The 22,888-nt window shown below is 66.5% G+C and carries 24 protein-coding genes; 5 read left to right on the top strand and 19 right to left on the bottom strand.

Features of this window, described 5'->3' with window-relative positions:
• Positions 1-44: 44 nt before the first annotated feature.
• The 15 genes from N5C91_RS22635 to N5C91_RS22565 form a co-directional block, all read right to left on the bottom strand.
• Positions 45-977, bottom strand: coding sequence for a hypothetical protein (locus tag N5C91_RS22635; RefSeq protein WP_279832111.1), 933 nt, complete (start codon positions 975-977; stop codon positions 45-47).
• A gap of 430 nt (positions 978-1,407) precedes the next feature.
• Positions 1,408-1,758, bottom strand: coding sequence for a VOC family protein (locus tag N5C91_RS22630; protein ID WP_279832109.1), 351 nt, complete (start codon positions 1,756-1,758; stop codon positions 1,408-1,410).
• A gap of 39 nt (positions 1,759-1,797) precedes the next feature.
• Positions 1,798-2,307, bottom strand: a complete 510-nt coding sequence (locus N5C91_RS22625) for a hypothetical protein (protein ID WP_279832107.1) — start codon at positions 2,305-2,307, stop codon at positions 1,798-1,800.
• 135 nt (positions 2,308-2,442) lie between these two features.
• Positions 2,443-3,087, bottom strand: coding sequence for a methionine ABC transporter permease (locus N5C91_RS22620; protein WP_236199862.1), 645 nt, complete (start codon positions 3,085-3,087; stop codon positions 2,443-2,445).
• The gene (locus N5C91_RS22615; RefSeq protein ID WP_279832106.1) at positions 3,080-4,141 is read right to left on the bottom strand and encodes an ATP-binding cassette domain-containing protein; all 1,062 of its coding nucleotides are present in this window, start codon (positions 4,139-4,141) and stop codon (positions 3,080-3,082) included. The genes N5C91_RS22620 and N5C91_RS22615 overlap by 8 nt, the downstream gene beginning before the upstream one ends.
• Positions 4,142-4,370: 229 nt before the next feature.
• Positions 4,371-5,168: a MetQ/NlpA family ABC transporter substrate-binding protein gene (locus N5C91_RS22610; protein ID WP_279832104.1), complete on the bottom strand. Its 798-nt coding sequence runs from the start codon at positions 5,166-5,168 to the stop codon at positions 4,371-4,373.
• Positions 5,169-5,207: 39 nt separating this feature from the next.
• On the bottom strand, positions 5,208-6,605 hold the full coding sequence (locus N5C91_RS22605) for an LLM class flavin-dependent oxidoreductase (protein WP_279832103.1): 1,398 nt from the start codon (positions 6,603-6,605) through the stop codon (positions 5,208-5,210).
• Positions 6,606-6,867: 262 nt separating this feature from the next.
• A complete protein-coding gene (locus N5C91_RS22600; protein ID WP_279832101.1) occupies positions 6,868-8,085 on the bottom strand; it encodes an SfnB family sulfur acquisition oxidoreductase in 1,218 nt (405 codons plus the stop codon).
• Between the two features lie 9 nt (positions 8,086-8,094).
• The gene (locus tag N5C91_RS22595) at positions 8,095-9,330 is read right to left on the bottom strand and encodes an SfnB family sulfur acquisition oxidoreductase (protein WP_279832099.1); all 1,236 of its coding nucleotides are present in this window, start codon (positions 9,328-9,330) and stop codon (positions 8,095-8,097) included.
• Positions 9,331-9,451: 121 nt separating this feature from the next.
• Positions 9,452-10,222, bottom strand: coding sequence for a MetQ/NlpA family ABC transporter substrate-binding protein (locus tag N5C91_RS22590; protein ID WP_236174632.1), 771 nt, complete (start codon positions 10,220-10,222; stop codon positions 9,452-9,454).
• Between the two features lie 142 nt (positions 10,223-10,364).
• Positions 10,365-11,030 (bottom strand): methionine ABC transporter permease, encoded by a 666-nt coding sequence (locus N5C91_RS22585; RefSeq protein WP_236199869.1) that lies wholly within the window; start codon positions 11,028-11,030, stop codon positions 10,365-10,367.
• The gene (locus N5C91_RS22580; RefSeq protein WP_279832097.1) at positions 11,030-12,418 is read right to left on the bottom strand and encodes an LLM class flavin-dependent oxidoreductase; all 1,389 of its coding nucleotides are present in this window, start codon (positions 12,416-12,418) and stop codon (positions 11,030-11,032) included. Before N5C91_RS22580 ends, N5C91_RS22585 begins: the two co-directional genes overlap by 1 nt.
• Before the next feature lie 10 nt (positions 12,419-12,428).
• Complete coding sequence (locus tag N5C91_RS22575) at positions 12,429-13,652, bottom strand: SfnB family sulfur acquisition oxidoreductase (protein ID WP_279832096.1); 1,224 nt, start codon at positions 13,650-13,652, stop codon at positions 12,429-12,431.
• Between the two features lie 307 nt (positions 13,653-13,959).
• Positions 13,960-14,439: a YbaK/EbsC family protein gene (locus N5C91_RS22570; RefSeq protein ID WP_236174636.1), complete on the bottom strand. Its 480-nt coding sequence runs from the start codon at positions 14,437-14,439 to the stop codon at positions 13,960-13,962.
• Between the two features lie 72 nt (positions 14,440-14,511).
• A complete protein-coding gene (locus N5C91_RS22565) occupies positions 14,512-15,168 on the bottom strand; it encodes a hypothetical protein (RefSeq protein WP_279832093.1) in 657 nt (218 codons plus the stop codon).
• 247 nt (positions 15,169-15,415) lie between these two features.
• On the opposite strand from N5C91_RS22565, the gene N5C91_RS22560 reads away from it, so the two are divergent.
• Together N5C91_RS22560 and N5C91_RS22555 are read left to right on the top strand one after the other, a co-directional pair.
• Positions 15,416-15,841: a YciI family protein gene (locus N5C91_RS22560; protein ID WP_045208059.1), complete on the top strand. Its 426-nt coding sequence runs from the start codon at positions 15,416-15,418 to the stop codon at positions 15,839-15,841.
• A 17-nt stretch (positions 15,842-15,858) separates the two neighbouring features.
• On the top strand, positions 15,859-16,275 hold the full coding sequence (locus tag N5C91_RS22555) for a VOC family protein (RefSeq protein WP_279832090.1): 417 nt from the start codon (positions 15,859-15,861) through the stop codon (positions 16,273-16,275).
• Between the two features lie 269 nt (positions 16,276-16,544).
• On the opposite strand, the gene N5C91_RS22550 is transcribed toward N5C91_RS22555, so the two are convergent.
• Positions 16,545-17,591, bottom strand: a complete 1,047-nt coding sequence (locus N5C91_RS22550) for an AraC family transcriptional regulator (RefSeq protein WP_279832087.1) — start codon at positions 17,589-17,591, stop codon at positions 16,545-16,547.
• Between the two features lie 111 nt (positions 17,592-17,702).
• On the opposite strand from N5C91_RS22550, the gene N5C91_RS22545 reads away from it, so the two are divergent.
• Positions 17,703-19,451, top strand: a complete 1,749-nt coding sequence (locus tag N5C91_RS22545; RefSeq protein WP_279832085.1) for an amidohydrolase — start codon at positions 17,703-17,705, stop codon at positions 19,449-19,451.
• On the top strand, positions 19,448-20,365 hold the full coding sequence (locus N5C91_RS22540) for a GTP-binding protein (protein ID WP_279832084.1): 918 nt from the start codon (positions 19,448-19,450) through the stop codon (positions 20,363-20,365). Before N5C91_RS22545 ends, N5C91_RS22540 begins: the two co-directional genes overlap by 4 nt.
• 158 nt (positions 20,366-20,523) lie before the next feature.
• On the opposite strand, the gene N5C91_RS22535 is transcribed toward N5C91_RS22540, so the two are convergent.
• Together N5C91_RS22535 and N5C91_RS22530 are read right to left on the bottom strand one after the other, a co-directional pair.
• A complete protein-coding gene (locus N5C91_RS22535) occupies positions 20,524-20,805 on the bottom strand; it encodes a pyrimidine/purine nucleoside phosphorylase (protein WP_088417293.1) in 282 nt (93 codons plus the stop codon).
• Between the two features lie 111 nt (positions 20,806-20,916).
• A complete protein-coding gene (locus N5C91_RS22530; protein ID WP_236174642.1) occupies positions 20,917-21,468 on the bottom strand; it encodes an exonuclease domain-containing protein in 552 nt (183 codons plus the stop codon).
• A gap of 116 nt (positions 21,469-21,584) precedes the next feature.
• Between N5C91_RS22530 and N5C91_RS22525 the strand changes: the two genes are divergently transcribed.
• The gene (locus tag N5C91_RS22525; RefSeq protein ID WP_279832082.1) at positions 21,585-22,463 is read left to right on the top strand and encodes an NAD(P)-dependent oxidoreductase; all 879 of its coding nucleotides are present in this window, start codon (positions 21,585-21,587) and stop codon (positions 22,461-22,463) included.
• A 66-nt stretch (positions 22,464-22,529) separates the two neighbouring features.
• On the opposite strand, the gene N5C91_RS22520 is transcribed toward N5C91_RS22525, so the two are convergent.
• Positions 22,530-22,871, bottom strand: coding sequence for a DMT family protein (locus tag N5C91_RS22520; RefSeq protein WP_017518056.1), 342 nt, complete (start codon positions 22,869-22,871; stop codon positions 22,530-22,532).
• Positions 22,872-22,888 lie beyond the last annotated feature (17 nt).

Raw genomic sequence — 22,888 nt, 5'->3', positions numbered from 1 at the left:
TGCGCGATGCCGGGGCCGCGTGGCCCCGGCATCCTGCGGCTGGATCAGAGATCACCTGCGCGTGTGCCGACGGTTTTGCTGATGGCGCTCAGCGCGGTGTTGAAGCGCACTGTTTCGTTGAAGCTGCGAACGATAGCGCTGAAACGCTCCTTGGCATCCACCAACTGCTTGAAGCGTTCGGTCAGTTCGTTGTCCTTCTGTTGCAGCATGGTTTCGCGGCCATCCAGTTCGGTATGGCGAACACGCATCTGGGCTAGCTTGCGTTCCAGCTGCTCCTGCTCGCTGCGCAGTGCTTCGCTGCGTTTCGCAGTGGCGCGGTCGCGGCTGTCGACGGTCTCTGCCAGAGCCTGCAGGGTGGCGCTGCGTTCCGCCAGCGTCGCGGCCTGCTGTTCGCCCTGCTGGGCCAGGGCAGCCTTCTCTTGCTGCAAGCGCTGCTCCCACTGGCGCAAGGTATCTTCGCGTTCGTTGAGCAGGCGTTCACGCTCGTCGGCCTGCTCCTGGCGGGCATCGAGCCCCTCGCGTTCCTTGATGGAGTCCAGGCGCTGCTGGGAAAGCCCCTGGGCCATGCCGGCGAGGGAGTCCAGGGTGGTCTGTACGTCCTGCAGCACATTCTCGGTATCGCTGGATTGTGGCGAGACGGCCGCCGCCAGCAACTGGTCCGCCTGGCTGGCGGGATCTACCGGGGTATAGGCCGCAGCGCCCTTGGGCTTCACGGTGGGCCGGTTCGCTTCGCGGAGCAGGGCCTCGTCCAGTTCGTCCAGCTGATCAAGGGTGTGTTGCGCACTCTGTTGCTGTTTCTGCGCATAGCCGGCGGCTTCCGTGGGGGCGCCCGAGGTCCCGCCGGGGGCTGCGCCCAGTGCGTCCGGCAGTTGGCCGGGCGGCAGATCGTAGAGCTGCGACAGATGGTCGTCCGGGTTGGCGAAGGGGCGCTGCTGGTCGGCGTCTTCAGCGGGTTCCTTGGAATTGCGGATACTCATGGTGATCTCCTGGGGCTGATCCTTCATGACGCCCGGCGGCATCTGCTGCGCTGGACTGAGGCGTGGTGATAACAACCCACCCAGACGGGCGGTGAGCTGGCGAACTCGCGACATGGCGGGAAGTGCCCGGGGCGAAGCCGGAGCCCGGGTATGCACCTGCGCCTGCAACGGAACGGATGGCGCTGTCGACGATGGTTCGCGTTCTGACATGGCATTGCTCATGTAGGGAACTGGCGCCGTCTGGGGCGCCGGGTCCTGTGGCCTGCGGTGCTGGGCACACTGCTGTTCAACGGCTCGCCAGGACAGGTGATGAATCCGATCTGCGCCGCTCCGGCCGGAGGCTGGGGGCGCCCAGTGCAGTCTAGGACGATTGCGGCGGTTTGCCGGGCCGGAAGGACTGGTGGCGGGGCGGCTGACGAACGGTTACCGGCTAGGCATGCTCCAGCACATTGACCAGCGTTCCCAGCGGGTCGCGCAGGAAGAACCGGCGCACGCCCCAGGGCTCGGCCGTCAGTGGGTAGGCAATCGCATGACCGGCGGTGCGCGCGCGTTCGTGCACCTCATCCAGGTTGTCCACCTCGATGGACAGGTCCGGTACCGGCGCGTCGGAGCCACCCTCGCTGGCCAGGCTGATTTGCGCCTGGGCCTGCTCGTCGCTCGCGAGCGTGAGGATCCAGCCATGGTCCATCACGACCTCCAGGTCGAACAGCTCGCGGTAGAAACGCGCCACTTCGGCGGGTTTGCCGGTGGCGAGGTTGGCGACGATGCGGCGGACGGTCATGGCGGCGCTCCAGCAGGATGACGTCGCCAGCATAGACCGTCAGTGCGCAGGACGTGCCGGCGGTACGCGGCGCCGATGGATACGGTAGAACTGGTAGAGCACGCCGATGAAGAACAGCAGCAGGGCGATCATCACGGCCGTCTGTACTGGCGGCGAATCCGGCCCCTGGCCGATCGGGCTGGAGGGCGGCAGCCGCGACAGCGATTCGTTGAGCGTGGGGATCATCATCAGGAACAAGCTGAAGCTCATGGCTGCCGTTTCCACGTACTCACCCAGGCCGCCGAGTACACCGACACGCTGGGCGTAGCTGCCCACAGCAATGGCGACCAGGCAGAGGATGCCGATGGCGTGCCCGGCGTTGAAGCCGCCGGTGCTGGAGAGTCCGAATGCCGTCAGCACACCGAGGATCATCCCGTAGACATACCACTTGCCGGCACGGCTGCGTGGGTCGATGCGCCCTGTCTGGTAGAGCGCCCAGATGCCTGCAACGAGGGGCACCAGGCTGATGGCGGTGTGCACGATACCCAGGGTGGAAAGGGGGTTGGCCATGACGAACGCCTCCGCAATGAGCACAGGGACGCCACGCATCCACGAACTGTGCCTGGGCACGGAGGGGCGGGTGTGTTGTCAGGTTAGACGCAACCCGCGTGAGAGCAGGGCCGAAGCGGAATCAGCTGACGAACGTCACAGCCGTTTGTTGAGCCAGCGCGCCAGGCGGTCGCCGCCGAACTGGATCAGCGTCACCAGTGCCACCAGCAGGATGATCACGGTGAGCATCACCTGGGTGTCGAAGCGCTGGTAGCCATAGCGATAGGCGAGATCGCCGAGGCCGCCGGCACCGATGGCGCCGGCCATGGCCGAGGAGTTGATCATGGTCACCAGGGTGATGGTGAAGCCGGCGACTATGCCTGGCCGTGCCTCGGGCAGCAGCACGTTGCAGATGATGTGCCGGGGCTGGCAGCCCATCGCCTGCGCCGCCTCGATCAGACCATGGTCGACCTCGCGCAGGCTGACTTCGGCGATGCGTGCGAAGAACGGCGTGGCGGCGATGGTCAGCGGTACTACCGCGGCCCACACGCCGTAGCTGGTGCCGACGATCAGGCGGGTGAAGGGAATCAGCGCGACCATCAGGATCAGGAAGGGGATCGAGCGCAGCACGTTGACCACGCTGCCCAGGCTCTGGTTGACCAGGCGTGCCTGGAAGATCCCGCCGGGGCCGGTGGTGACCAGCACCAGGGCCAGCGGAATACCCACCAGCAGGACGATGGCCGAGGACGCGCCGATCATCAGCAGGGTGTCGAGCAAGCCTTGCAGCAAACGATCAGGCATGGGTGAGTACCTCCAGCCGATCGGCGACGTCGCGGGCGCGTTCGAGCAGCTGCGGGGCACTCGCGGCAGGGGCAGCGACGCTCAGCAGCAGGCGGCCGAGGGCGCGGCCCTGGATGCGTTCGATGCCGCCGTGCAGCAGGCTGATGCGGCTGCCCAGCGCCTGGGCGATGGCCAGCAGGTCCGGCTCCTGTTCGCGCACGCCGGTGTAGTGCAGGTCGAGGATGACTTCGTCGGCCGAAGGATGCTCCAGGCGCGCCAGCAGGTCCGGTGGCAGGTGCTGTTGCAACGAGCCGAGCAGGGTGCGGCTGACCTCGTGCTGCGGGTTGCCGAAGACTTCCCAGACATCGCCCTGTTCGACGATACGGCCGCGTTCGAGCACCACCACGCGGTCGCAGATTTCGCGGATCACCGCCATCTCGTGGGTGATCAGCACGATGGTCAGGCCCAGGCGGCGGTTGATGTCGCGCAATAGCGCGAGGATGGCCTGGGTGCTTTCCGGGTCCAGCGCCGAGGTGGCTTCGTCGCAGAGCAGGATTTCCGGCTGGTGCACCAGCGCGCGGGCGATGCCGACGCGCTGTTTCTGCCCGCCGGAGAGCTGTGCCGGGTAGGCGTGGCGCTTGTCTTCCAGCCCGACCAGCTGCAGCAGTTCATCCACCCGCTCGGCGATGCGCGCCTTCGGCACGCCGGCCACGCGCAGCGGCAGGGCGATGTTCTGCGCCACGGTCTTGGCCGACATCAGGTTGAAGTGCTGGAAGATCATGCCGACGCGGCGGCGCAGGCCAACCAGTTGCTGGGCGTCGAAGGCGCCGATGTCCTCGCCGTCGATCAGCACCTGGCCGGCACTGGGTTGCTCCAGGCGGTTGAGGGTGCGGATCAGCGAGCTCTTGCCGGCGCCGCTGCGGCCGATGATGCCGAACACTTCGCCACGGCGGACGGAGAGTTCGATGTCGCTGAGTGCCTCCACCGGGCCGTGGTGCCCGGCGTAGGTCTTGCCCAGGCCGCGCAGGGCGATGTGCTGGGTGGCGAGTTCGAGGTTGCGGTTGAAGCTGACCATGGTGGGGGCCTGTTCCTGAAATGTGGGGCAAGGAACGTAGGGCGCATAACCTGGAACAGGTTATCCGCTGGCTGCTATGCGGCGGATAACGCTGGCGCGTTATGCGCCCTACGAAAGCAAGCTTGCGAGTCCGGCAATCGTTGTAGGAGCGGACTCTGTCCGCGATGGCCTCGGGCGCGATGCGGACCTATCGCGGACGGAGTCCGCTCCTACGTAAACGCTGGGGCGGTTACTGCCAGCCCGGCTGGTAGAGCGAGCCGTGGGCCTTGTCCAGCGCGGCGCGGACCTGCGGCGAATGCTGGTAGAGGTCGACGAACTGCTTCAGCTTGCCGTCCGAGTCCTTGTAGTCATCGCGGGTGACGAACTGGATGACGTACTCCTTGTTCTCGATACCGTCGAACAGCAGCGCGCTGTTCGGATCGATGGTCCCGGCGAGGCGGATGTAATGCGGGTAGCCCTGCGCGAGGTCGACATCCTCCAGCGCACGCACCAGTTGCACGGCCTCCAGCTCGATGATCTGGATGTGCCTGGGGTTGGCCACGATGTCGTCGAGGGTCGCCTTGTAGCCCACGCCGTCCTTGAGCTTGAGCAGCCCGGCCTTCTGCAGCAGCTGCAGGCCGCGGCCGCCATTGATCGGGTCGTTGGCGATGGCGACCTTGGCGCCGTCGGGCAGGTCGGCGATGGCCTTGTAGCGGGTCGAGTACAGGCCGACGTTGTTGATGATCCCCGGCGCGAAGGCCTTCAGGTGCAGGCCGCCCTCGCGGTTGGCGTTCTCCAGGAAGGGTGTGTGCTGGAAGTAGTTGGCATCGATGTCACCATGGTCGAGGGTGATGTTCGGCGCGTTCCAATCGGTGAATTCCACCAGCTCGACCTTCAGCCCTTGCTGGGCGGCTTCCTTCACCGCCACTTCCAGCGGTGGCGCGAAAGCTGCGGTGGTGCCCAGGCGCAGGGTGTCGGCGGCCTGGGCGAGGCCGGCGGCGAGGAGGCTCAGCGAGAGGCCGAGGGTGAGCTTGAAGCGTGCATGCATGGCAACGAATCCTTATGGGTTTTAGAGCCTGACGGCCTTTTAAAGAGAGAAGGCTGGAGTCGCTCCAGTGGCGGTTGCCTGGCGGTAGCTCGCGCCGACATGCCGCGCGGGCAAGCGGGCGCGGCCGGCGCCGAAGAGTTTTTCCCGCAACGGGCCGTCGGCGTAGGCGGTCTTGTAGGCGCCGCGGTTCTGCAGTTCGGGCACGACCAGTTCGATGAAGTCGGCGTAGCTTTCCGGCTCCACGGTGCGGGTCAGGTTGAAGCCATCGAGCCCGGCATCGTTGATCCAGCCCAGCAGCTCATCGGTGACCTGCAGCGGGTTGCCCACCAGTGTGGTGTAACGCCCGCCGAGGGCGAGCTGTTCCAGCAGCTGGCGCACGGTGGCGTCGGTGCGGGCGACGGTCAGGGCCTTGGTGGCGGATTCGATGGCGTTGGTTTTCTCGTAGCGGATCGGCTCGTCCAGCGCATAGCGCGAGAAGTCGATGCCGGTGGTGCTGGCGAAGTGCGCAAGACCGGCTTCCGCGCTGGCAAAGCGGCGGTACTCGGCGAGCTTGTCGCGCGCCTCGGCCTCGGTCGGCGCGACGATCACATTGATGCCCATGAACACCTTGATATCGTCTGCCCGCCGGCCCGCGTCCACCGCCGCCTGGCGGATGCGCTCCACCAGCACGCGGGTGGCCTCGCGTGTCTGCGCCGAGACGAATACACACTCGGCGTGGCGTGCTGCGAAGGCCAGCCCGCGATTGGATGCGCCCGCCTGGAACAGCAGCGGCGTGCGCTGCGGCGACGGCTGGCTGAGGTGGTAACCCTCGACATCGAAGAACTCGCCGTGGTGGCGAACCTTGTGCACCTTGCCCGGCTGCGCGTAGATGCGGCGCTGACGATCGGCGAGCACGGCGTCGTCTTCCCAACTGCCTTCCCAGAGCTTGTAGAGCACCTCCAGGTATTCGTCGGCGCGGTCATAGCGGCGGTCGTGATCGATCTGCCGGTCCTGGCCCATGGCGCGGGCAGTGCTTTCCAGGTAGCCGGTGACGATGTTCCAGCCGATGCGGCCATCGCTCAGATGATCCAGCGTGGAAAGCCTGCGGGCGAACGGGTAGGGCGCCTCGTAGGTGAGGTTGGCGGTGACGCCGAAGCCCAGATTTTGCGTAACGCCGGCCATGGCCGAGACGAGCATCAGCGGGTCGTTCACCGGTAGCTGGATGGCTTCCTTGGCGGTGAGCTCGATGCCGTTCTGGTAGACGTCGTAGACGCCGAGGATGTCGGCGAGGAACAAGCCGTCGAACAGGCCCTTTTCCAGCAGGCGCGCGAGCTCGGTCCAGTGGCTGAGCTTGTTGAAGTCCGTCGAGCGGTCGCGCGGGTGGGTCCACAGGCCGTGGTTGATGTGGCCGGCGCAATTCATGCTGAAGGCGTTGAGGAGAATCTGTTTCTGGCTCATGGGGATTCCTTGCGCCGACGGCTCGGCAACGGCGCTGCGGCACGGGCATGGTGAATACCCGGGAACGGGGTATCCGCGGCGGTGGCGGATAACGCCGTAGGCGTTATGCGCCCTACATCGCTGGCCGGGGGCCTGCTCGAAACCCACCCGGTCTGCTGCGGATTGCTTTCGTAGGAGCGGACCCCGTCCGCGATGGGGCGCACAGTGGGGGCTGATCGCGGACGGAGTCCGCTCCTACGGAAAACCGGTATGGCGCGGGGCATCACAGCGTCCCCCGGCGCGGCGGCAGCTTGCCGTTGAGGTAGTAGTTGCCCACCGCGAAATACTTCCAGCGCGCCGGGTCGTGCAGGGTGTGCACGCGGGCGTTGCGCCAGTGGCGGTCCAGGCCCAGTTCGGCGAGGCTGGCGCGGCTGCCGCCCAGTTCGATCAGCTTGCTGCCGGCCAGCAGCGAGACTTCGGTGGTGATCGCCCGCGCCTCGGCCACGGCGATGGAGGCGGCGGCAACGCTTTCGGCAGTCGGCTCGGAGGTGGCGGCGTCGAGCACTCGGCCGGAGCGATCCAGCAGCGCTTCGGCGGCATGCAGGCGGATCGCCAGGCGGCCTACTTCGTTGATCGCCAGCGGATCATCGCTGGCCTTATCCACGCCCGAATCGATCCACGGCCGCGCCTTCTCGCGGAGGAACAACAGCGCATCCTCGTAGGCGCCTCGGGCGATACCGACGTCGATGGCGGCGTGAAGAATCTGCGCGTACGGACCGACCGTGGTCGGGCGTTCGAAGGCACTCTGGAATGGCACGATGTCGCGCTCGTCCACCGGCGCGCCGTCGAACACCACGCTGCCGCTGCCGGTGGTGCGCTGGCCGAAGCCGGACCAGTCGTCGATCACTTCCAGGCCCTTCGCATCGCGGGCGATGAAGGCGAACTGCTGCAGGCCATCGTCATCGATCACCAGGGTCGGAATGCGCTGCGCATAGAGCGCGCCGGTGCTGTAGAACTTGCGGCCATGGATGCGCAGGCGGCCATCCTCGCGCTTGAGCCGCGTGGTGCGGTCGTGGGCGGTACGGGTGCCGATCTCCGCCAGCGCATTGCCGAAGCGCACGCCGGCCAGTACCTCGGCGAACAGGCGGGCTTTCTGCTCGTCGTTGCCATTCACCCGCAACAGCTCGACGGCATAGAAGTGGTTCTGCGGAATCTGCCCGAGCGAGCCGTCGGCGGCGGCAATGATGGCGATCACCCGCGCCACGGTGACGCGGGAAACGCCTGCGCCGCCATACTCGCGCGGCACGGTGATGCCCCACAGGCCGGAGTGGCTGAAGCGTTCCAGTTCATCCCACGGCAGGCGCCGCTCGCGGTCGCGGGCGATGGCACCTTCGCGGAAGTCGGCGGCCAGGACGCGGGCGACGTCGAGCGCTTCGTCGTCGCTGCGGATGATATGGACGGGATTGGCCAGCTCTGGGTTGGACAAAACGATGCTGTTCATCGGCGCTCCTCAGATCCAGGAATGACGCGCCGGGCGGGCGCCGTTGAGGTGGTAGGCGCCAACCGCCTGGACCTTCCAGCGCACCGGGTCGTGCAGGGTGTGCACGCGGGCGTTGCGCCAGTGGCGGTCGAGGTTGAATTCGGCGAGGGTGGCGCGGCTGCCGGCCAGCTCGAAGAGTTTCTCGCTGGCGGCCAGGCTGATCTCGGTGGTCAGCACCTTGGCCTCGGCCACGGCGATGGAGGCGCGGGCGGCGGATTCGTCGTCGATGGGCCGTGCGCTGACTTCGTCGAGCACGTGGCCGGCGCGTTCCAGCAGTGCTTCGGCGGCGTGCAGTTCGACCTGCAGACGGCCGATCTCGGCGATAGTGAAGGGCTCGTCGCTGGCGTTCTCGACCTCGGCATCGATGAACGGGCGAGTGCGCGTGCGGATGAAGTCGATGGCGTCTTCCAGCGCATTCGCTGCGATGCCGGCATCGATGGCGGCCTGGATCAACTGCGAGACGGCGCCCTGGATGTTCGGGATGTCGGCCAGGCGGCCGTTGTGGATCACCAGCGAGTCGGCGACGCGGGCGTTCTCCAGCAGCACGGTACCGCTGGCGGTGGTGCGCTGGCCGAAGCCGGACCAGTCGTCGACGATGCGCAGACCCTCCACGCCGCGCTCGACGAAGCCCATGACGGCGCGGCCTTCCTCGTCGATGGCTTTCACCGCGACCCAGTGGGCGAACAGCGCGCCGGTGGAATAGAACTTCTCGCCACTGACGCGGAAGTTGTCTCCATCGCGCAGCAGGCGCGCCTTGAGTTCGAGGGTGTTTCTGGTATTGCGCTCGGGGCCGGCATTGCCGATGCGCCGGCCGTTGAGCACACCGCCGAACAACACGCGCTTCTGCGCCTCGCTGGCGACGCTGTCGATGACGTTGAGCAGGCCGAACTGGTTCTGCGGAATCTGTCCCAGTGCCGGGTCGGCAGCGCAGATCACGCGGAAGACTTCGGCGACGGTAGCGTAGGAAACCTGCGCGCCGCCGTACTCGCGGGGAATGCTGATGCCACCAAGGCCCAGGGCGGTGAAATGTTCCAGTTCACTCCAGGGCAGCGCGCGCTCGCGGTCACGGGCGGCTGCTCCGGGTTTTGCCAGGCGGGCCACTTCGTGGGCGGCGTCGATGGCCTGGGCGTCGTTGCTGATACGGCGCGCCGGGAGTAGCCGGGGCGCCTGGTCACGAAGGTCCTTGGGTGCGGATTCGTTGGTCATGCGGTTTCCTGTGGTGACGGAGCAGCTCTTCGTAGGAGCGAGCTTGCTCGCGAACAAACCCTGGTTCGGGGCCGAAAGGTTCGCGAGCAAGCTCGCTCCTACAGGACAAACGCGGGGGCGCTTAGAAGGCCGGGGCGATCTCGCCCTTGTAGCGGGTCAGGATGAACTGGCGGACTTCCGGCGAATTCAGCGCCTTGGCCAGCTTCTGGATGCCCGGGTCCTGGATGTTGTCCGGACGCGCCACCAGGAACTCGGCGTAGAGGTCCTTGCCTTTCTCGACGATCAGCGCGCTCTTGGTGTCGATACCGGCTTCCAGGGCGTAGTTGGCGAAGATGAATGCCAGGTCCACCTGCTTCACCGCGCGGGCCAGCAGGGCGCCTTCCAGCTCACGAATCTTCAGGTGCCTGGGGTTGTCGGTGATGTCGCGCTCGGTGGACTGCGGGTTGCTCGGGTCCTTGAGCTTGATCAGACCGCTCTCGGCCAGCAGCACCAGGGCGCGGCCGGTGTTCACCGGGTCGTTGGGGATGGCCACGCTGGCGCCGTCGGGCAGCTCGGCGAGGGACTTGTACTTGGTGGAGTAGGCGCCGAACGGCTCGATGTGGATGCCCACCACCGGCACCAGGTCGGTGTGGCGGGTCTTGTTGAAGTCATCGAGGAACGGCCGGTACTGGTAGTAGTTGGCGTCGAGGTTCTTCTGCGCGAGCTGCAGGTTGGGCTGGATGAAGTCGGTGAAGACCTTGATGTCCAGGTCGACGCCTTCCTTGGCCAGCTGCGGTTTGACGAATTCGAGAATTTCCGCGTGCGGCACCGGGGTGGCGCCGACAACGAGTTTCTCCCCCGCGTTTGCGGAGAAGGCGACGACGGCCGCCAGAATGGCGATGGCCTTTTTCATGGGTGTTGCTCCATGCACAGTTTAGAAAGTTGCATTAGTGGGTGGGCCGTCGTGGTGTGGACGTGGGGCCTTGATGGCAGCGGGGCCCGGCTGCCGGCGGGAGTTATGGGTGCCGCTCCCGGAGAGGGAGTGGGCGGGGAATTCAGCGCCTCGTGTAGCGCGCCACCAGGCGGTCGCCGCTCATCTGCAGGGCCTGCACCAGCAGGATCAGCAGGGCGACGGTGATGATCATCACGTCGGTCTGGAAGCGCTGGTAACCGAAGCGGATGGCCAGGTCGCCGAGGCCGCCGCCGCCGATCACGCCGGACATCGCCGTGTAGTCCACCAGCACGATGGCGGTCACGGTGACGGCGGCGATCAGCCCGGTGCGTGCTTCCGGCAGCAGCGTGTGCCAGATGATCTGCCAGGTGCTGGCGCCCATCGCCTGAGTGGCTTCCACCAGGCCGCGGTCGACTTCGCGCAGGGCGGTTTCCACCAGCCGCGCGAAGAACGGCGTGCAGCCCACCACCAGCGGTGGGATGGCGCCGGGCACGCCCAGCGAGGTGCCGGTGACCAGCGTGGTGACCGGGATCAGCACGATCAGCAGGATGATGAACGGCAGCGAACGCAGCATGTTCACCACCACCGACAGGGCGCGGTACAGGCCGGGCTTCGCGTGCAGCTGGCGCTTGCCGGTGAGGTACAGCAACACGCCCAGCGGCAGGCCCAGCAACACGGTGAAGGCCAGCGCGCCGCCGAGCATGGCGAGGGTGTCCAGGCAGGCCTGGCCGAGGTCGTGCCAGTCGAGGTTGCGGAACCAGCCGTCCATCACGCTTCCCCTGATCCAGGCGCGTTCCTGCGCAGCTTGGCCGCGCGGTGCGAGGCGCCGAGGCGGTCGCCCTGGCCGAACAGTTTGTGGCGCAGCGTGCCCTGTTCGTACTCGCGCTTGAATAGGCCGCGCGCTTGTAGCTCCGGCACCAGCAGGTCGACGATGTCGACGAAGGTTTCCGGCGCCACCAGGCTGGAGAGGTTGAAGCCGTCCACGTCGGTTTCCTCGACCCAGGCCTGCAGCTGGTCCGCCACGGTCTGCGGCGAGCCCACCAGCAGCGGGCCGTCGCCGCCCAGGGCGCAGTAGTCGGCGATCTCGGCGGCGGTCCACTGGCGCTGCGGGTCGGCGGCGCTGAAGGCGTCCACCGCGGACTGGATGGCGTCGCTCTGTACGTGGCGCAACACCTGGTCCGGCGCGTACTGGCCGAAGTCGATGCCGGTCCAGCCGGAGACCAGCGCCAGGGCGCCGTCACGGTCGCTGTACTGGCGGTAGTCTTCCAGCTTGGCCAGCGCCTCGGCGTCGGTCGGTGCGACGATCACCGTGAGCTGGTTCAGTACCAGCACATCGCCGGCCTGCCGACCGGCTTCCACGGCGAGGCGGCGCAAGTCGGCGACCTGGTCGCGGAGGATGTTTTTCGTCGGTGCGGCGACGAACACGCACTCGGCATTGCCGGCGGCGAAGGCTTTGCCGCGGCTCGACGCGCCGGCCTGGTACAGCACTGGCGTACGCTGCGGCGATGGCTGGCTGAGGTGGAAGCCGGGCACTTCGAAGTGCTCGCCCTGGTGCTCGATGGGGTGGACCTTGCGCGGGTCGGCGTAGACGCCACTCTTGCGGTCGGCGACTACCGCGTCATCGTCCCAGCTGGCCTCCCAGAGCTTGTAGCAGACCTCCAGGTACTCGGCGGCCAGGGCATAGCGTTGCTGGTGGTTGAGCTGCTGCTTCAGCCCCAGGTTGCGCGCGCCGCTGTTGAGGTAGGAGGTGACGATGTTCCAGCCGGCGCGGCCACGGGTCAGGTGATCCAGCGTGGACATGCGCCGGGCGAAGGGGAACGGGTGCTCGAACGACACCGAGGCGGTGATGCCGAAGCCCAGGTGCTCCGTGGCCGCGGCCATGGCCGGGACGATCTGCAGCGGGTCGTTGGCCGGCACCTGGGCGCCGGCGCTCAGCGCGGCGCCGGCATTGCCGTGGTAGACGTCGTAGACGCCCAGCACGTCGGCCAGGAACAGGCCGTCGATCTTGCCGCGTTCGAGGGTTTTCGCCAGTTCGATCCAGTAATGGATGTCGGTATAGCGCGCGGCCTGCTGGTCGCGCGGGTGGCGCCAGAGGCCGGGCGAGAGGTGGCCGACGCAGTTCATGGCGAAGGCGTTGAGGCGGATCTGCTTGCTCATGGCGATGGCCTCAGTTCCAGTCGTGGCGCGGCGGGCGCTTGTCGTTGAGCAGCCAGTTGCCGACCAGGTGGTACTTCCAGCGCACCGGGTCGTGCAGGGTGTGCACGCGGGCGTTGCGCCAGTGGCGGTCGAGGGCATGGCGGGCGAGGGTGGAGCGGGTGCCGCCCAGCTCGAACAGCTTGTTGGAGGCGTCGATGGCGACCTCGGTGGTCAGCACCTTGGCCTTGGCCACGGCAACCGAGGCGCGGGCCACGCTGTCTTCGTCCGGCGCCGGGCGAGCGGCGTCCATCACCTTGCCGGCGCGCTCCAGCAGGGCGTCGGCGGCTTCGATGCGGATGCCCAGTTCACCGACCTGGATGATGGTCAACGGGTCTTCGCTGGCCTTCTCCACGCCCGCGTCGATCCACGGGCGCGCCTGCTCGCGGACGAAGGTGATGGTGTCGCGCAGCGCCGCGCGGGCGATGCCGGCGTCGATGGCGGCGGTAGTGATCTGCGCGAACGGGCCGGCCAGGGTCGGTACGTCGTAGGAGCGGTGGGTGGGGAAGACGTTGAACGCCGGCACACGCAGGCCTTCCACCAGCACAGTGCCGCTGGAGGTAGTGCGCTGACCGATGCTCGCCCAGTCGTCGACGATTACCAGCCCCGGCGTGCCACGCGGGACGAAGGCGAGCTGGGCGTTGCCCTGTTCGTCCAGGCCCAGCACACCGAGCCAATGGGCGTAGAGCGAGCCGGTGCAGTAGCCCTTGCGGCCGTCGAGTACGACATGGTCGCCGTCGCGGCGCAGGCGGGTCTGGATGTCCTGCACGGTCTTGCCGCCGGTTTCCGACAGCGCGTTGGCGAAGCGGTTGCCCTTGAGTGCCAGATCGAAGAAGAAGCGCTTCTGCTCGTCGCTGCCCTGCAGGCGGATGTCTTCCAGCAGGCAGTAGTGGTTCTGTGGAATCTGCCCCAGCGACGGGTCGGCGGCGGAGATGATAGCGATGACTTCCGCCAGCGTGGCGTAGGACACCTCGGCGCCACCAAAGGCGCGCGGCACGCTGATGCCCCACAGGCCGCTGTTGGAATAGACCTCGACCACTTCCGGCGGTACTTCGCGGTTGCGGTCGCGCTCGGCGGCGCCTTCGAGCAGGAAGGCGGCGACCTTGTGGGCGACGTCGATGGCTTCGGCGTCGGAGGCGATTACCTGGGCGTTCGGCTCACGGATGTCGTAGTGGGCGGATTCGGGGAGTTGGGACATGGCAGTACAGCGACCTCGGGGCAGATGAAGCGGCCCGGTGTTCGGGCCTGTCTGTCCAGGTCATTGCACAAGCTGTGCCGGAATTTAAAAGTCTTGTAAATCAATGGTTTGATGTTTTTCTCCAACACTTGAGGCGCTGGGCAAACAGCAAAGTGTTGAGTGGGTGTTGCTGTGGCAACAGTGGTGGAGCAGGGGATGTACCTTGACGGATCGGAGCGGCCTGACACCCATCGCGGACGGAGTCCGCTCCTACCGAGAATTTCCATCGGGTGTAGGAGCGGACTTCGTCCGCGATGGGTCGGCAAACCTAAGCTGGTTGATCAACCAGCTCCTGGCAGACATCGATCCAGTCCGCCGCCACCAGCTCCGCCATGCGTTGCGGCCCGATGCGTACGGCGCTGTGCACCGCCCCAGCCGCCGGCAGTACTTCGTCGAAGGCCTGCAGGGACACATCGCAATACACCGGCAACGGCGTCGCCAGGCCGAACGGGCAGACCCCACCCACCGGATGTCCGGTCAGCTCCACGACTTCCTCGGCACCGAGCATCTTGGCCTTGCCGCCAAAGGCTTCCTTGAGCTTGCGGTTGTCCAGCCGCGCATCGCCGCGGGCCACCACCAGCACGGTACGCTCGCCCACCCGCAGGGACAGCGTCTTGGCGATGCGGCCCGGCTCCACGCCGTGGGCCTCGGCGGCCAGGGCGACTGTGGCGGTGCTGGTTTCCAGCTCGATGATGGCGATGTCGGGGGCCTTTTCGGCGAAGAAGGCGCGAACCGATTCCAAGCTCATGGGGCAATGCTCCGTGTCATGCGAAAAGGACTGAATCTAAGAAGCGCGGAGCAGACTGTCCAGCCCGGAGGGCTAGCGTCCGCGGATCAGCAGGGTTTCGATGTCGGGCACCTTGAGTGCCTCTTCGGCGTTGAGCAATTCCAGCCGCGCCGCGAAGATCCGCAGTTCCCGATCGGCGGCCACTACGGCTCGCCTGAGCGCGGCCAGCGGCACGGTCACCGAGTGCAGGGCGGGCGGCGGGGTGAAGCTTTCGCCCTGTTCGTTTTCGTTGAAATCGAAACTCGCGGACTGATTCTGCTGGCAGATGACCGGTGAAGGGTGGCCGCTGTAGAGGTAGGCACCCTTGCCCTGGGCAATGCGCTGCCAGCTGTGCAGGTCGCCCAGGTCGCTGCAGCACTGCGGGAAGAGAATGTCCAGATTGCCCACCCGCAGGACGTAGCCGCCCGGCAGGGGGCGAATCTGCCGCCAGTCCCCGGCCCCCCTCAGGCCCTCGGCGCAGTGCAGGCGAATCAGTCGCGAAATGTCCGGGTCGCTCAGGTTACCGAGGCGATGGAATGCGCTGCCCGGGAGATAGGGCTTGAGCCCCGGGCTGAAACCGTTGGCTTGCAGGTTGCGCTCGTGGAATGCCTGCCAGCTTTGCACGTGCTTCCAGTACGGCCCGTCGATCGGCAAGGGAACGTCATCGACCAGATAGAACAGTTCGATGACGGGAATGAGCTGGACCTGCATGGGGACGCCCGGATTAATCTGAGCGCCCCGTTCTAACGGCGCTGGCGATGGCCGTCCATAGCGAAATTTCCGATTTCACCGTCTTCCTGTGCCCTGGCGGCCTATGCTCATTCCCCCTGTGCCGCCGCGGAAATTTTTTTCCAATGACTGTCGATCTGTCGTCGCGCCCTTCGACTAGATGTCAGGAACCGGTAGCAACCGGCCGCCACGCTGGCAACTACAAGACAATGACAAGAGGAGAAAGACCATGCGCTTCATGGTGATCGTCAAAGCCACCGCCGACTCCGAAGCCGGTGTAATGCCCAAGGAAGAGCTGCTCGCCGCCATGGGAGCCTACAACGAGGAGCTGGTGAAGGCCGGCGTGATGCTCGCTGGCGAGGGCCTGCACCCCAGCGTGAAGGGCGCGCGGGTGCGCTTCGATGGCGCATCGCGGCAGGTGATCGACGGCCCGTTCGCCGAAACCAAGGAGCTGATCGCCGGCTTCTGGATCATGCAGACCGCGTCGTTGCAGGAGTGCATCGATTGGGTCAGGCGTTCGCCCAACCCGTTCGACGGCGAGTCCGAGATCGAGATCCGGCAAATCTTCGAGGCCGAGGATTTCGGCGCCGAATTCACCCCGGAACTGCGCGAGCAGGAAGAACGCCTGCGTGCCGAAATCGCCAGCAAATCCTGAATCTGGAGGACACCGCCATGTTGATGAATGCTTACCTGGTCTTTGATGGCAACTGCGAGGAAGCCTTCCGTTATTACGCCGAGGTGCTGCGCGCCGAGCTGCCGGCGCTGATGCGCTTCTCCGATGCGCCGGGCTGCGAGGACATGCCCGAGGCGCTGAAAAACCGTGTCATCCATGTTCGCCTGGAGGTAGACGGCCATGTGCTGATGGGTTCGGATGCTTCGCCCCAGTGCGGTCAGTACGACGGGGTGAAGGGCGTGTCGATCACCCTCAATGTCGACAGCAAGGCCGAGGCGCGGCGTCTCTTCGATGCCCTTGGCAAGGGCGGCAAGGTCACCATGCCGCTGGAGCAGACCTTCTGGGCCGAGCTGTTCGGCGCCGTGGAAGATCGCTTCGGGGTGCCGTGGATGATCAATTGCGAGAAGGAAGGTTAGGCGCGCCGTCGAGACAATCGCGGGCGGAGTCCGCTCCTACGCGAAATGGCAACACTGGCGTAGGAGCAACTGTCTTTCTCGGGAAGCCCGTGCCGATGCTTTCCCCTCACCCCAGCCCTCTCCCGGGGGAGAGGGAGCAGTCCGTGCCGACTGTTGCCGACGTTTCATCCTGCACCGAACGGTCCCCTCTCCCCTTGGGAGAGGGCTAGGGTGAGGGATGGCCCAAGCGCAGAGGTGTCTCGCAGGAGCGGACTTTGTCCGCGATCGCTTCATTCCTGCGCGATCCCACCCGCGGCGCGGAACCGCTCCGGCGTCGTCCCGGTAAACCGCTGGAATGCCCGGTGGAAGCTGGTGACGTGCTCGTAGCCGAGCAGGAAGGCAATCTCCTGCAGGGCCATCCGGCTGGCCAGCAGATAACGCTGGGCCAGCGCCATCCGCACTTCCAGAACGATGCCCTTGAAGGTCAGCCCGTGCTCGCGCAGCCGGCGTTGCAGCGTATGCGGTGGCAGGCGCAGCCAGGCGGCGGTCTGCTCCAGGTCCGGCAGCGGGATGCGCGCATTCTGCAGCAGGTAGTAGCGCACATCGTCCGGTAGCGCCGGGCCGCGCTCGAAGCTGGCCAGCGTTGCCGCGCCCTGCGCCTGGCACAGCCGACTCACCGAGGGGTTGGCGGTGGAGAAGGGGCGGTCGTGAAATTCCTTCGGCATCCACAACTCGGCCTGCTCGGCATTGAAATGGCAGGGGCCGGGGAAGAGCTCGCCATACACGGCGGCATGGGCCGGCGGCGGATAGGGCAGGTGCAATTGCATGCCGGCGCAGTTTTCCAGGTCCGGCAGGCGCTGACAGAGCCAGCGCCAGGTGCTGCTCAGCCATTCCTCGCAGAGTGCAATGCGTTCCACCTCGCCGAAAGGCGGGAGCTGCAGCGTCAGGCGGATGTGCTCGCCGATTTCTTCGCGGTGGGTGTGGATCGGATGTGGCATCAGGCTCGACGGCTGGCCGAGGGAGATATCCCAGGAGCGCCGCAGGTTCGCCGCGCTGATCAGCGCATAGCCGATCACCCCGAGATCGAAGAGGTTGTAGCGCTGGCCCAGGCGCAGGAAGAAATCGCTCGAACCGAGCAGGCCGGCGGCCTGATGCAGCAGGCGGTAGTAGCGGGCGAAGTTCATTTCCGCGGCCGCCGCTTCGCCACCGGCCGGCAGGCCCAGGCCGCCGAGCAGGGGAGTCACGGGCGGCAGGGCGGGGCGAGCGCGCCATTCGTCGAGGAAATGGCGGAACAGCTGGCGCGCGGCGTAATCGATGTCGAAGGAAGCGGTGGGCATTCGCGCGGTCAACCTGTCGTTTGATGCTAGCGAGTTGTCATCTTGTGCTAGTCAATGGTTGAAAGTCGAGCCCTATACTGCCCCCACGGACAAGAACAACAAGGGCTTCCCATGACCGCTCCGGACCGCTTCCGCTCCTCCAACTCCCCCACTGATCGCTTTGCCGAACTGCTGCTGCACAACGGCCGCTTCTATACCCTGGACCCCGCCCAGCCCTGGGCCGAAGCCGTGGCCATTCGCGATGGCCGGCTGCTGGCAGTGGGCCGCCGCGAGGACATGGAGCACCTGGTCGGCGCGGACACCCTGGTGCGCGATCTCGAAGGCGCGTTCTGCATGCCCGGCCTGCACGACATGCACACCCATCCGGACCTGGCGCTCAATCCACGCTATGCCGACGATCTCGACGTCGGCATCGAGGACCCGACTCCGGAGCAACTGGCGAAAGCCATCCGTGACTACGCCGACAGCCATCCCGGCGATGGCTGGGTCTACGGCCAGTACTGGGTGCGCTACACCTTCCGCGAAGCCGGGCTGAAGCCGGGCCGCGAGTGGCTCGACTCGGTGATGCCGGACCGTCCGGTTGCGCTGCTGGACCGCATGTGGGGGACCATGATGGTCAACTCCCGCGCGCTGGAACTGGCCGGCATCGATGCCAGCACCGCTGACCCGCGCAATGGCTACCTGGAGCGCGATGAGCTGACCGGCGAGCCCAACGGCCTGCTGATCGACGGTGCCTACGCACTGATCCATGCCGCCATGCCGCCGACGCCGGCCAAGGTATTGCGCCAGTCCTACCGCGAGGGTGTGCATTTCCAGAGTTCGCGTGGGGTCACCGCGGCCAAGTACCTGCACGTCTGCGAGAACCGTCTGGATGCCCTCAAGTACCTCGACGATGCCGGGCAACTGACCCTGCGGGTCGAGGCCGCGATCAGCTGGCAGGACGATATCTTCCCGGTGCGCCGTCGCTGGGAGCTGCTCAGTGGCGAGCGCCACTACTACCGCAGCGCACGCCTGTCGGCGAATGCGGTGAAATTTCACTTCGACGGTACCGTCGAGCCGCGCTCTTCCTTCCTTATTACGCCCTGGCCGGGCGAGGACGCCTGGCGCGGCAAGCTCAACCTGACGCCGGAGCACATCACCGACATGGTGGTGGACATGGATCGCCGCGGTATCCGCGTCATCGCCCACTGCACCGGCGATGCGGCGTCCGACGTGTTCCTCGACGCAGTGGCCGAAGCGCGTCGGCGCAATGGTTTCAGCGGCGTGCGCCACCAGTGCGCGCACAGCACCATCCTGCATCCGGGCAACCTCAAGCGCTTCCGCGAACTGGAAGTGATCGCCGAGTTCTCCCCGGCGGCCTGGTACCCGACGCCCTTCGCCAGCGGCGCGCGTTCCGGCTATGGCCCTGATCGCCTGAAGCGCATCTACGACTTCAAGGGCGTGCTGGCGGCCGGCGGTATCGCGGTGTTCGGCACCGACTGGCCGGTGGCGTCCATCGACCCCTGGCTGGCGCTGGAAACCCTGGTCACCCGGCAGAATCCGTGGAACGACGACCCGGCATGCTTCGGCGAGCCGATCAGCCTGGAACAGGCGATTCGCGTAGCGACGCTCAATGGCGCCTATGCCATGGGCCTGGAACAGCTCACCGGCAGCCTGGAGGCGGGCAAGTCGGCGGACTTCATCGTGCTCGACCGCAACCTCTTCGAGCAGCCGGCGCGCAACTACATCCATCGCACCGAAGTACAACTGACCTTCGTCGAGGGCCGCCCGGTGTACGACCGTCTGGGCCAGTTCAGCGACACCGCCCTGGCGGCGGTGTGGCAGGGCGAGCCACCACGCATCGACGGGGTCAACGCATGAACGCCGCGAGCATCCCGGTGACGGTGGTCGCCGGCTTCCTCGGCGCGGGCAAGACCACGCTGCTGCGCAACCTGCTGGAGCGCTGCGAGGGTCGGCGGCTGGCGGTGATCGTCAATGATTTCGGCGAGCTGAACATCGACGCCGGGATGATCGCCGAGCAGACCGAGGCCGTGTACAGCCTGGAGAATGGCTGCATTTGCTGCTCGGTGCAGGACGACCTGCTGGCGCAGCTGGAGCGGCTGGCGAATATGCACCCGCCGCTGGAACAGGTGGTGATCGAGTGCAGCGGGGTTTCCGACCCGCAACGCATCGTGCAGACGCTGGGCTACCCGAAGCTGCGCAGGCGCCTGCACCTGGATGCGGTGCTGACGGTGGTCGACGCTGCCCGTCGTGAACCGCTGGAAGGCGAGTACGCACGGCTGGAGCGCATGCAGGCAGCAGCGGCCGACCTGCTGCTGTTGAACAAGTGCGACCTGCTGGATACCGACGAGCGCGCGAGTCAGCGCGAGCGCTTCGGGCGCGGAGCACGAGTGCTGGAAACCATCCAGGCGCAGATTCCCGATGAGCTGCTGCTGGGCGAGCCGTCGCGCAAGCTGCGGCCGCATGGGCAGGAAGGTGTCGACCATGGCGAGCTGTTCCACAGCTGGAGCTGGCAGGGTGATGAACACTTCGACGGCGTGCGGCTGAAGCACTGGCTGGAGACGTTGCCGCGCGGGTTGCTGCGCCTCAAGGGGCTGATACGCCTGACGGGGCAGGACGAGGCGGCGTGGCTGCAATATGTGGGCGGGCGCTACCAGTTACGCCCGGCGACGCTGACCGAGGCGGCGCAGGGTTCGCGGCTGGTGTTCATCGCGGAGAAGGATGCGTGGTTGCGGGATCAGCTGGATGCCGGACTGCGTGACTGCTTTTCGTAGAACCGAGGGGGACGCCCGGTCCTTGCTCGCGAACAGCCCAGCGCCGGAGCCGCCGGGAAGTGGTTCGCGAGCAAGCTCGCTCCTACAGGTCTGGCTTGGCTGTAGCGCGGGCAATAAAAAACCGGCCACCAGGGCCGGTTTTTCATGACGCGCCGAACTCAGCGGTATTCGCAGAGGTAGGCGGTGTCCTGGGCGACTTTCAGCTGGAACTTGCTGTTGGCCGGCACGGTGAAGTTGCTGCCGCCTTCGAAGGTTTCCCAGTTGTCGCTGCCCGGCAGCTTGACGGTCAGCGCGCCGGCGACGACGTGCATCACCTCCAGCTGGCTGGTGCCGAATTCGTATTCGCCGGGAGCCATCACGCCGATGGTGGCGGGGCCTGCGGTCATGTCGAAGGCGATGGATTTGACGGTGCCGTCGAAGTACTCGTTGACCTTGAACATGGGCTTCTCCTGCTAGAGGGGTGAAAAAGGGCCCGCCAGTATGCCCAAGGCCGCAGGCCCCGTCACTAGAGCGGCGCAGGCGACCGTGCAGTCAGCGATTGCGGGGCGCTTTCAGCCGGCGACGGGCAGGGTCAGCGGCAGCAGGCGGGCGGTGTTGCGGGCGTCTTCCAGGGCGCGGTGCGGTTGCCCCTGGAAGTGCAGGCCGGCCAGGTGCAAGGCGGCGTTCAGCCCTACCGGGCGCTTGAGCTGGCGGGCCTGGGCGAAGCGCTGCTTGAGGTTGACGTGGGGAACGCGGGAAAGGTGGCTGTCCAGGTGTTGGCGGCGCCATTCCAGCTCCAGCTGATGGCGGTCGTAGTCACCCCAGCTGGTCCACCCGGCCAGGCGTGGCCTGTGCTGGGCGAGCCAGCGCTCGAACTGCGGCCAGACCTCATGCAGGGGCGCGGCGGCATCGACGTTGGCCTGGGTAATGTGGGTGAGTTCGCGGCAAAAGGCCGTGAGCAGCGGACGCCGCTGCGGGCGGACGAAACGCTGGAAATGGTCGAGCTCGCGACCGTCGGCCTCGGCCACCAGGCTCGCGCCGATCTCGATGATCTCCATTTCCTCGACCGGCCAGCCGCCTTCCTCGGTGGTGGCTTCCAGGTCGATCACCAGCCAGTGGGGCATAGTCGGTGCTCGTGGTTGGGTTCGAAAGTTGGGTTCGAATCGAGTATGGAAGGCGTTTGCGGGACCGGCAAACCGCTGTGCTAGGCTGAGCGACTTGATCGGACAAGGGGACTGCGATGGCGAAAGTGGCATTCATCGGCCTGGGCGTTATGGGTTACCCCATGGCCGGGCACCTGGCGCGCGAAGGACATGAGGTGTGTGTCTTCAACCGCACCGCAAGCCGTGCGGCGCAGTGGGCCAGGCAGTTCGGCGGCCGCTCGGCGGATACTCCGCGCGAAGCCGCGCAATGGGCCGACTTCGTGATGTGCTGCGTGGGTAACGATGATGACCTGCGCAGCGTGGTGTTGGGCGAGGAGGGCGCATTGGCCGGCATGCAGCCCGGTTCGGTGCTGGTGGACCACACCACCGCCTCGGCCGAAGTCGCCCGTGAGCTGGCGGTGGCGGCAGCCGAGCGTGAGCTGGGCTTCCTCGATGCACCGGTGTCCGGCGGCCAGGCCGGTGCCGAGAACGGCGCGTTGACGGTGATGGTCGGTGGCGATGCGGACCTCTATGCTCGCGCCGAACCGGTGATTGCCACCTACGCGCGCATGGTGCGGCGCATGGGCCCGGTGGGCAGCGGCCAACTGACCAAGATGGTCAACCAGATCTGCGTGGGCGGCTTGCTGCAAGGGCTGTCCGAGGCGCTGCACTTCGCCCAGAGCGCCGGCCTCGACGGCATGGCGGCCATGGAAGTGATCAGCAAGGGCGCGGCGCAATCCTGGCAATTGGAGAACCGTCATCAGAGCATGCTGGAAGGGCGCTTCGATTTCGGCTTCGCGGTGGACTGGATGCGCAAGGACCTGGGGATCGTCCTCGACGAGGCTCGCCGCAACGGCGCGCAACTGCCGGTCACGGCGCTGGTCGACCAGTTCTACGCCGAGGTGCAGGCCGCCGGTGGCGGGCGCTGGGACACCTCCAGCCTGATCACCCGCCTGCAGGACTCGCCCGAGTCCTGACCCGCTCTATTCCCCGCAGGTGGCGCCATCGGTCGCAGAGATCGTCGTGCGCCGCTCCTGCTCGCCTCAGGCGCGGAAGATAAAGTACACCGCGCCCAGCAGGCACAAGCCGGCCCACAAGTAGTCGAGCTTCAGTGGCTGCTGCATGAAGTACACGCTGAACGGCACGAAGACCGCCAGCGTGATGACCTCCTGCATGATCTTCAGTTGCCCCACCGACATCACCGTGTAACCGATGCGGTTGGCCGGCACCTGCAGCAAGTACTCGAACAGTGCGATGCCCCAGCTGACCAGCGCCGCGATGATCCACGGCTTGCTGTTCAGGGTTTTCAGGTGGCCGTACCAGGCGAAGGTCATGAACAGGTTGGAGAGCGACAGAAGAAACGCGGTTTGCAGCCAGACCGGCATGGCAGCGGCTCCAGTGG

The organism is Pseudomonas sp. GD03903, assembly GCF_029840045.1.
Classification (GTDB): Bacteria; Pseudomonadota; Gammaproteobacteria; order Pseudomonadales; family Pseudomonadaceae; genus Pseudomonas; species Pseudomonas pseudonitroreducens.
The sequence above is the reverse complement of the archived record's forward strand: the minus strand, read 5'-3'. Positions and strand labels throughout refer to the sequence as shown.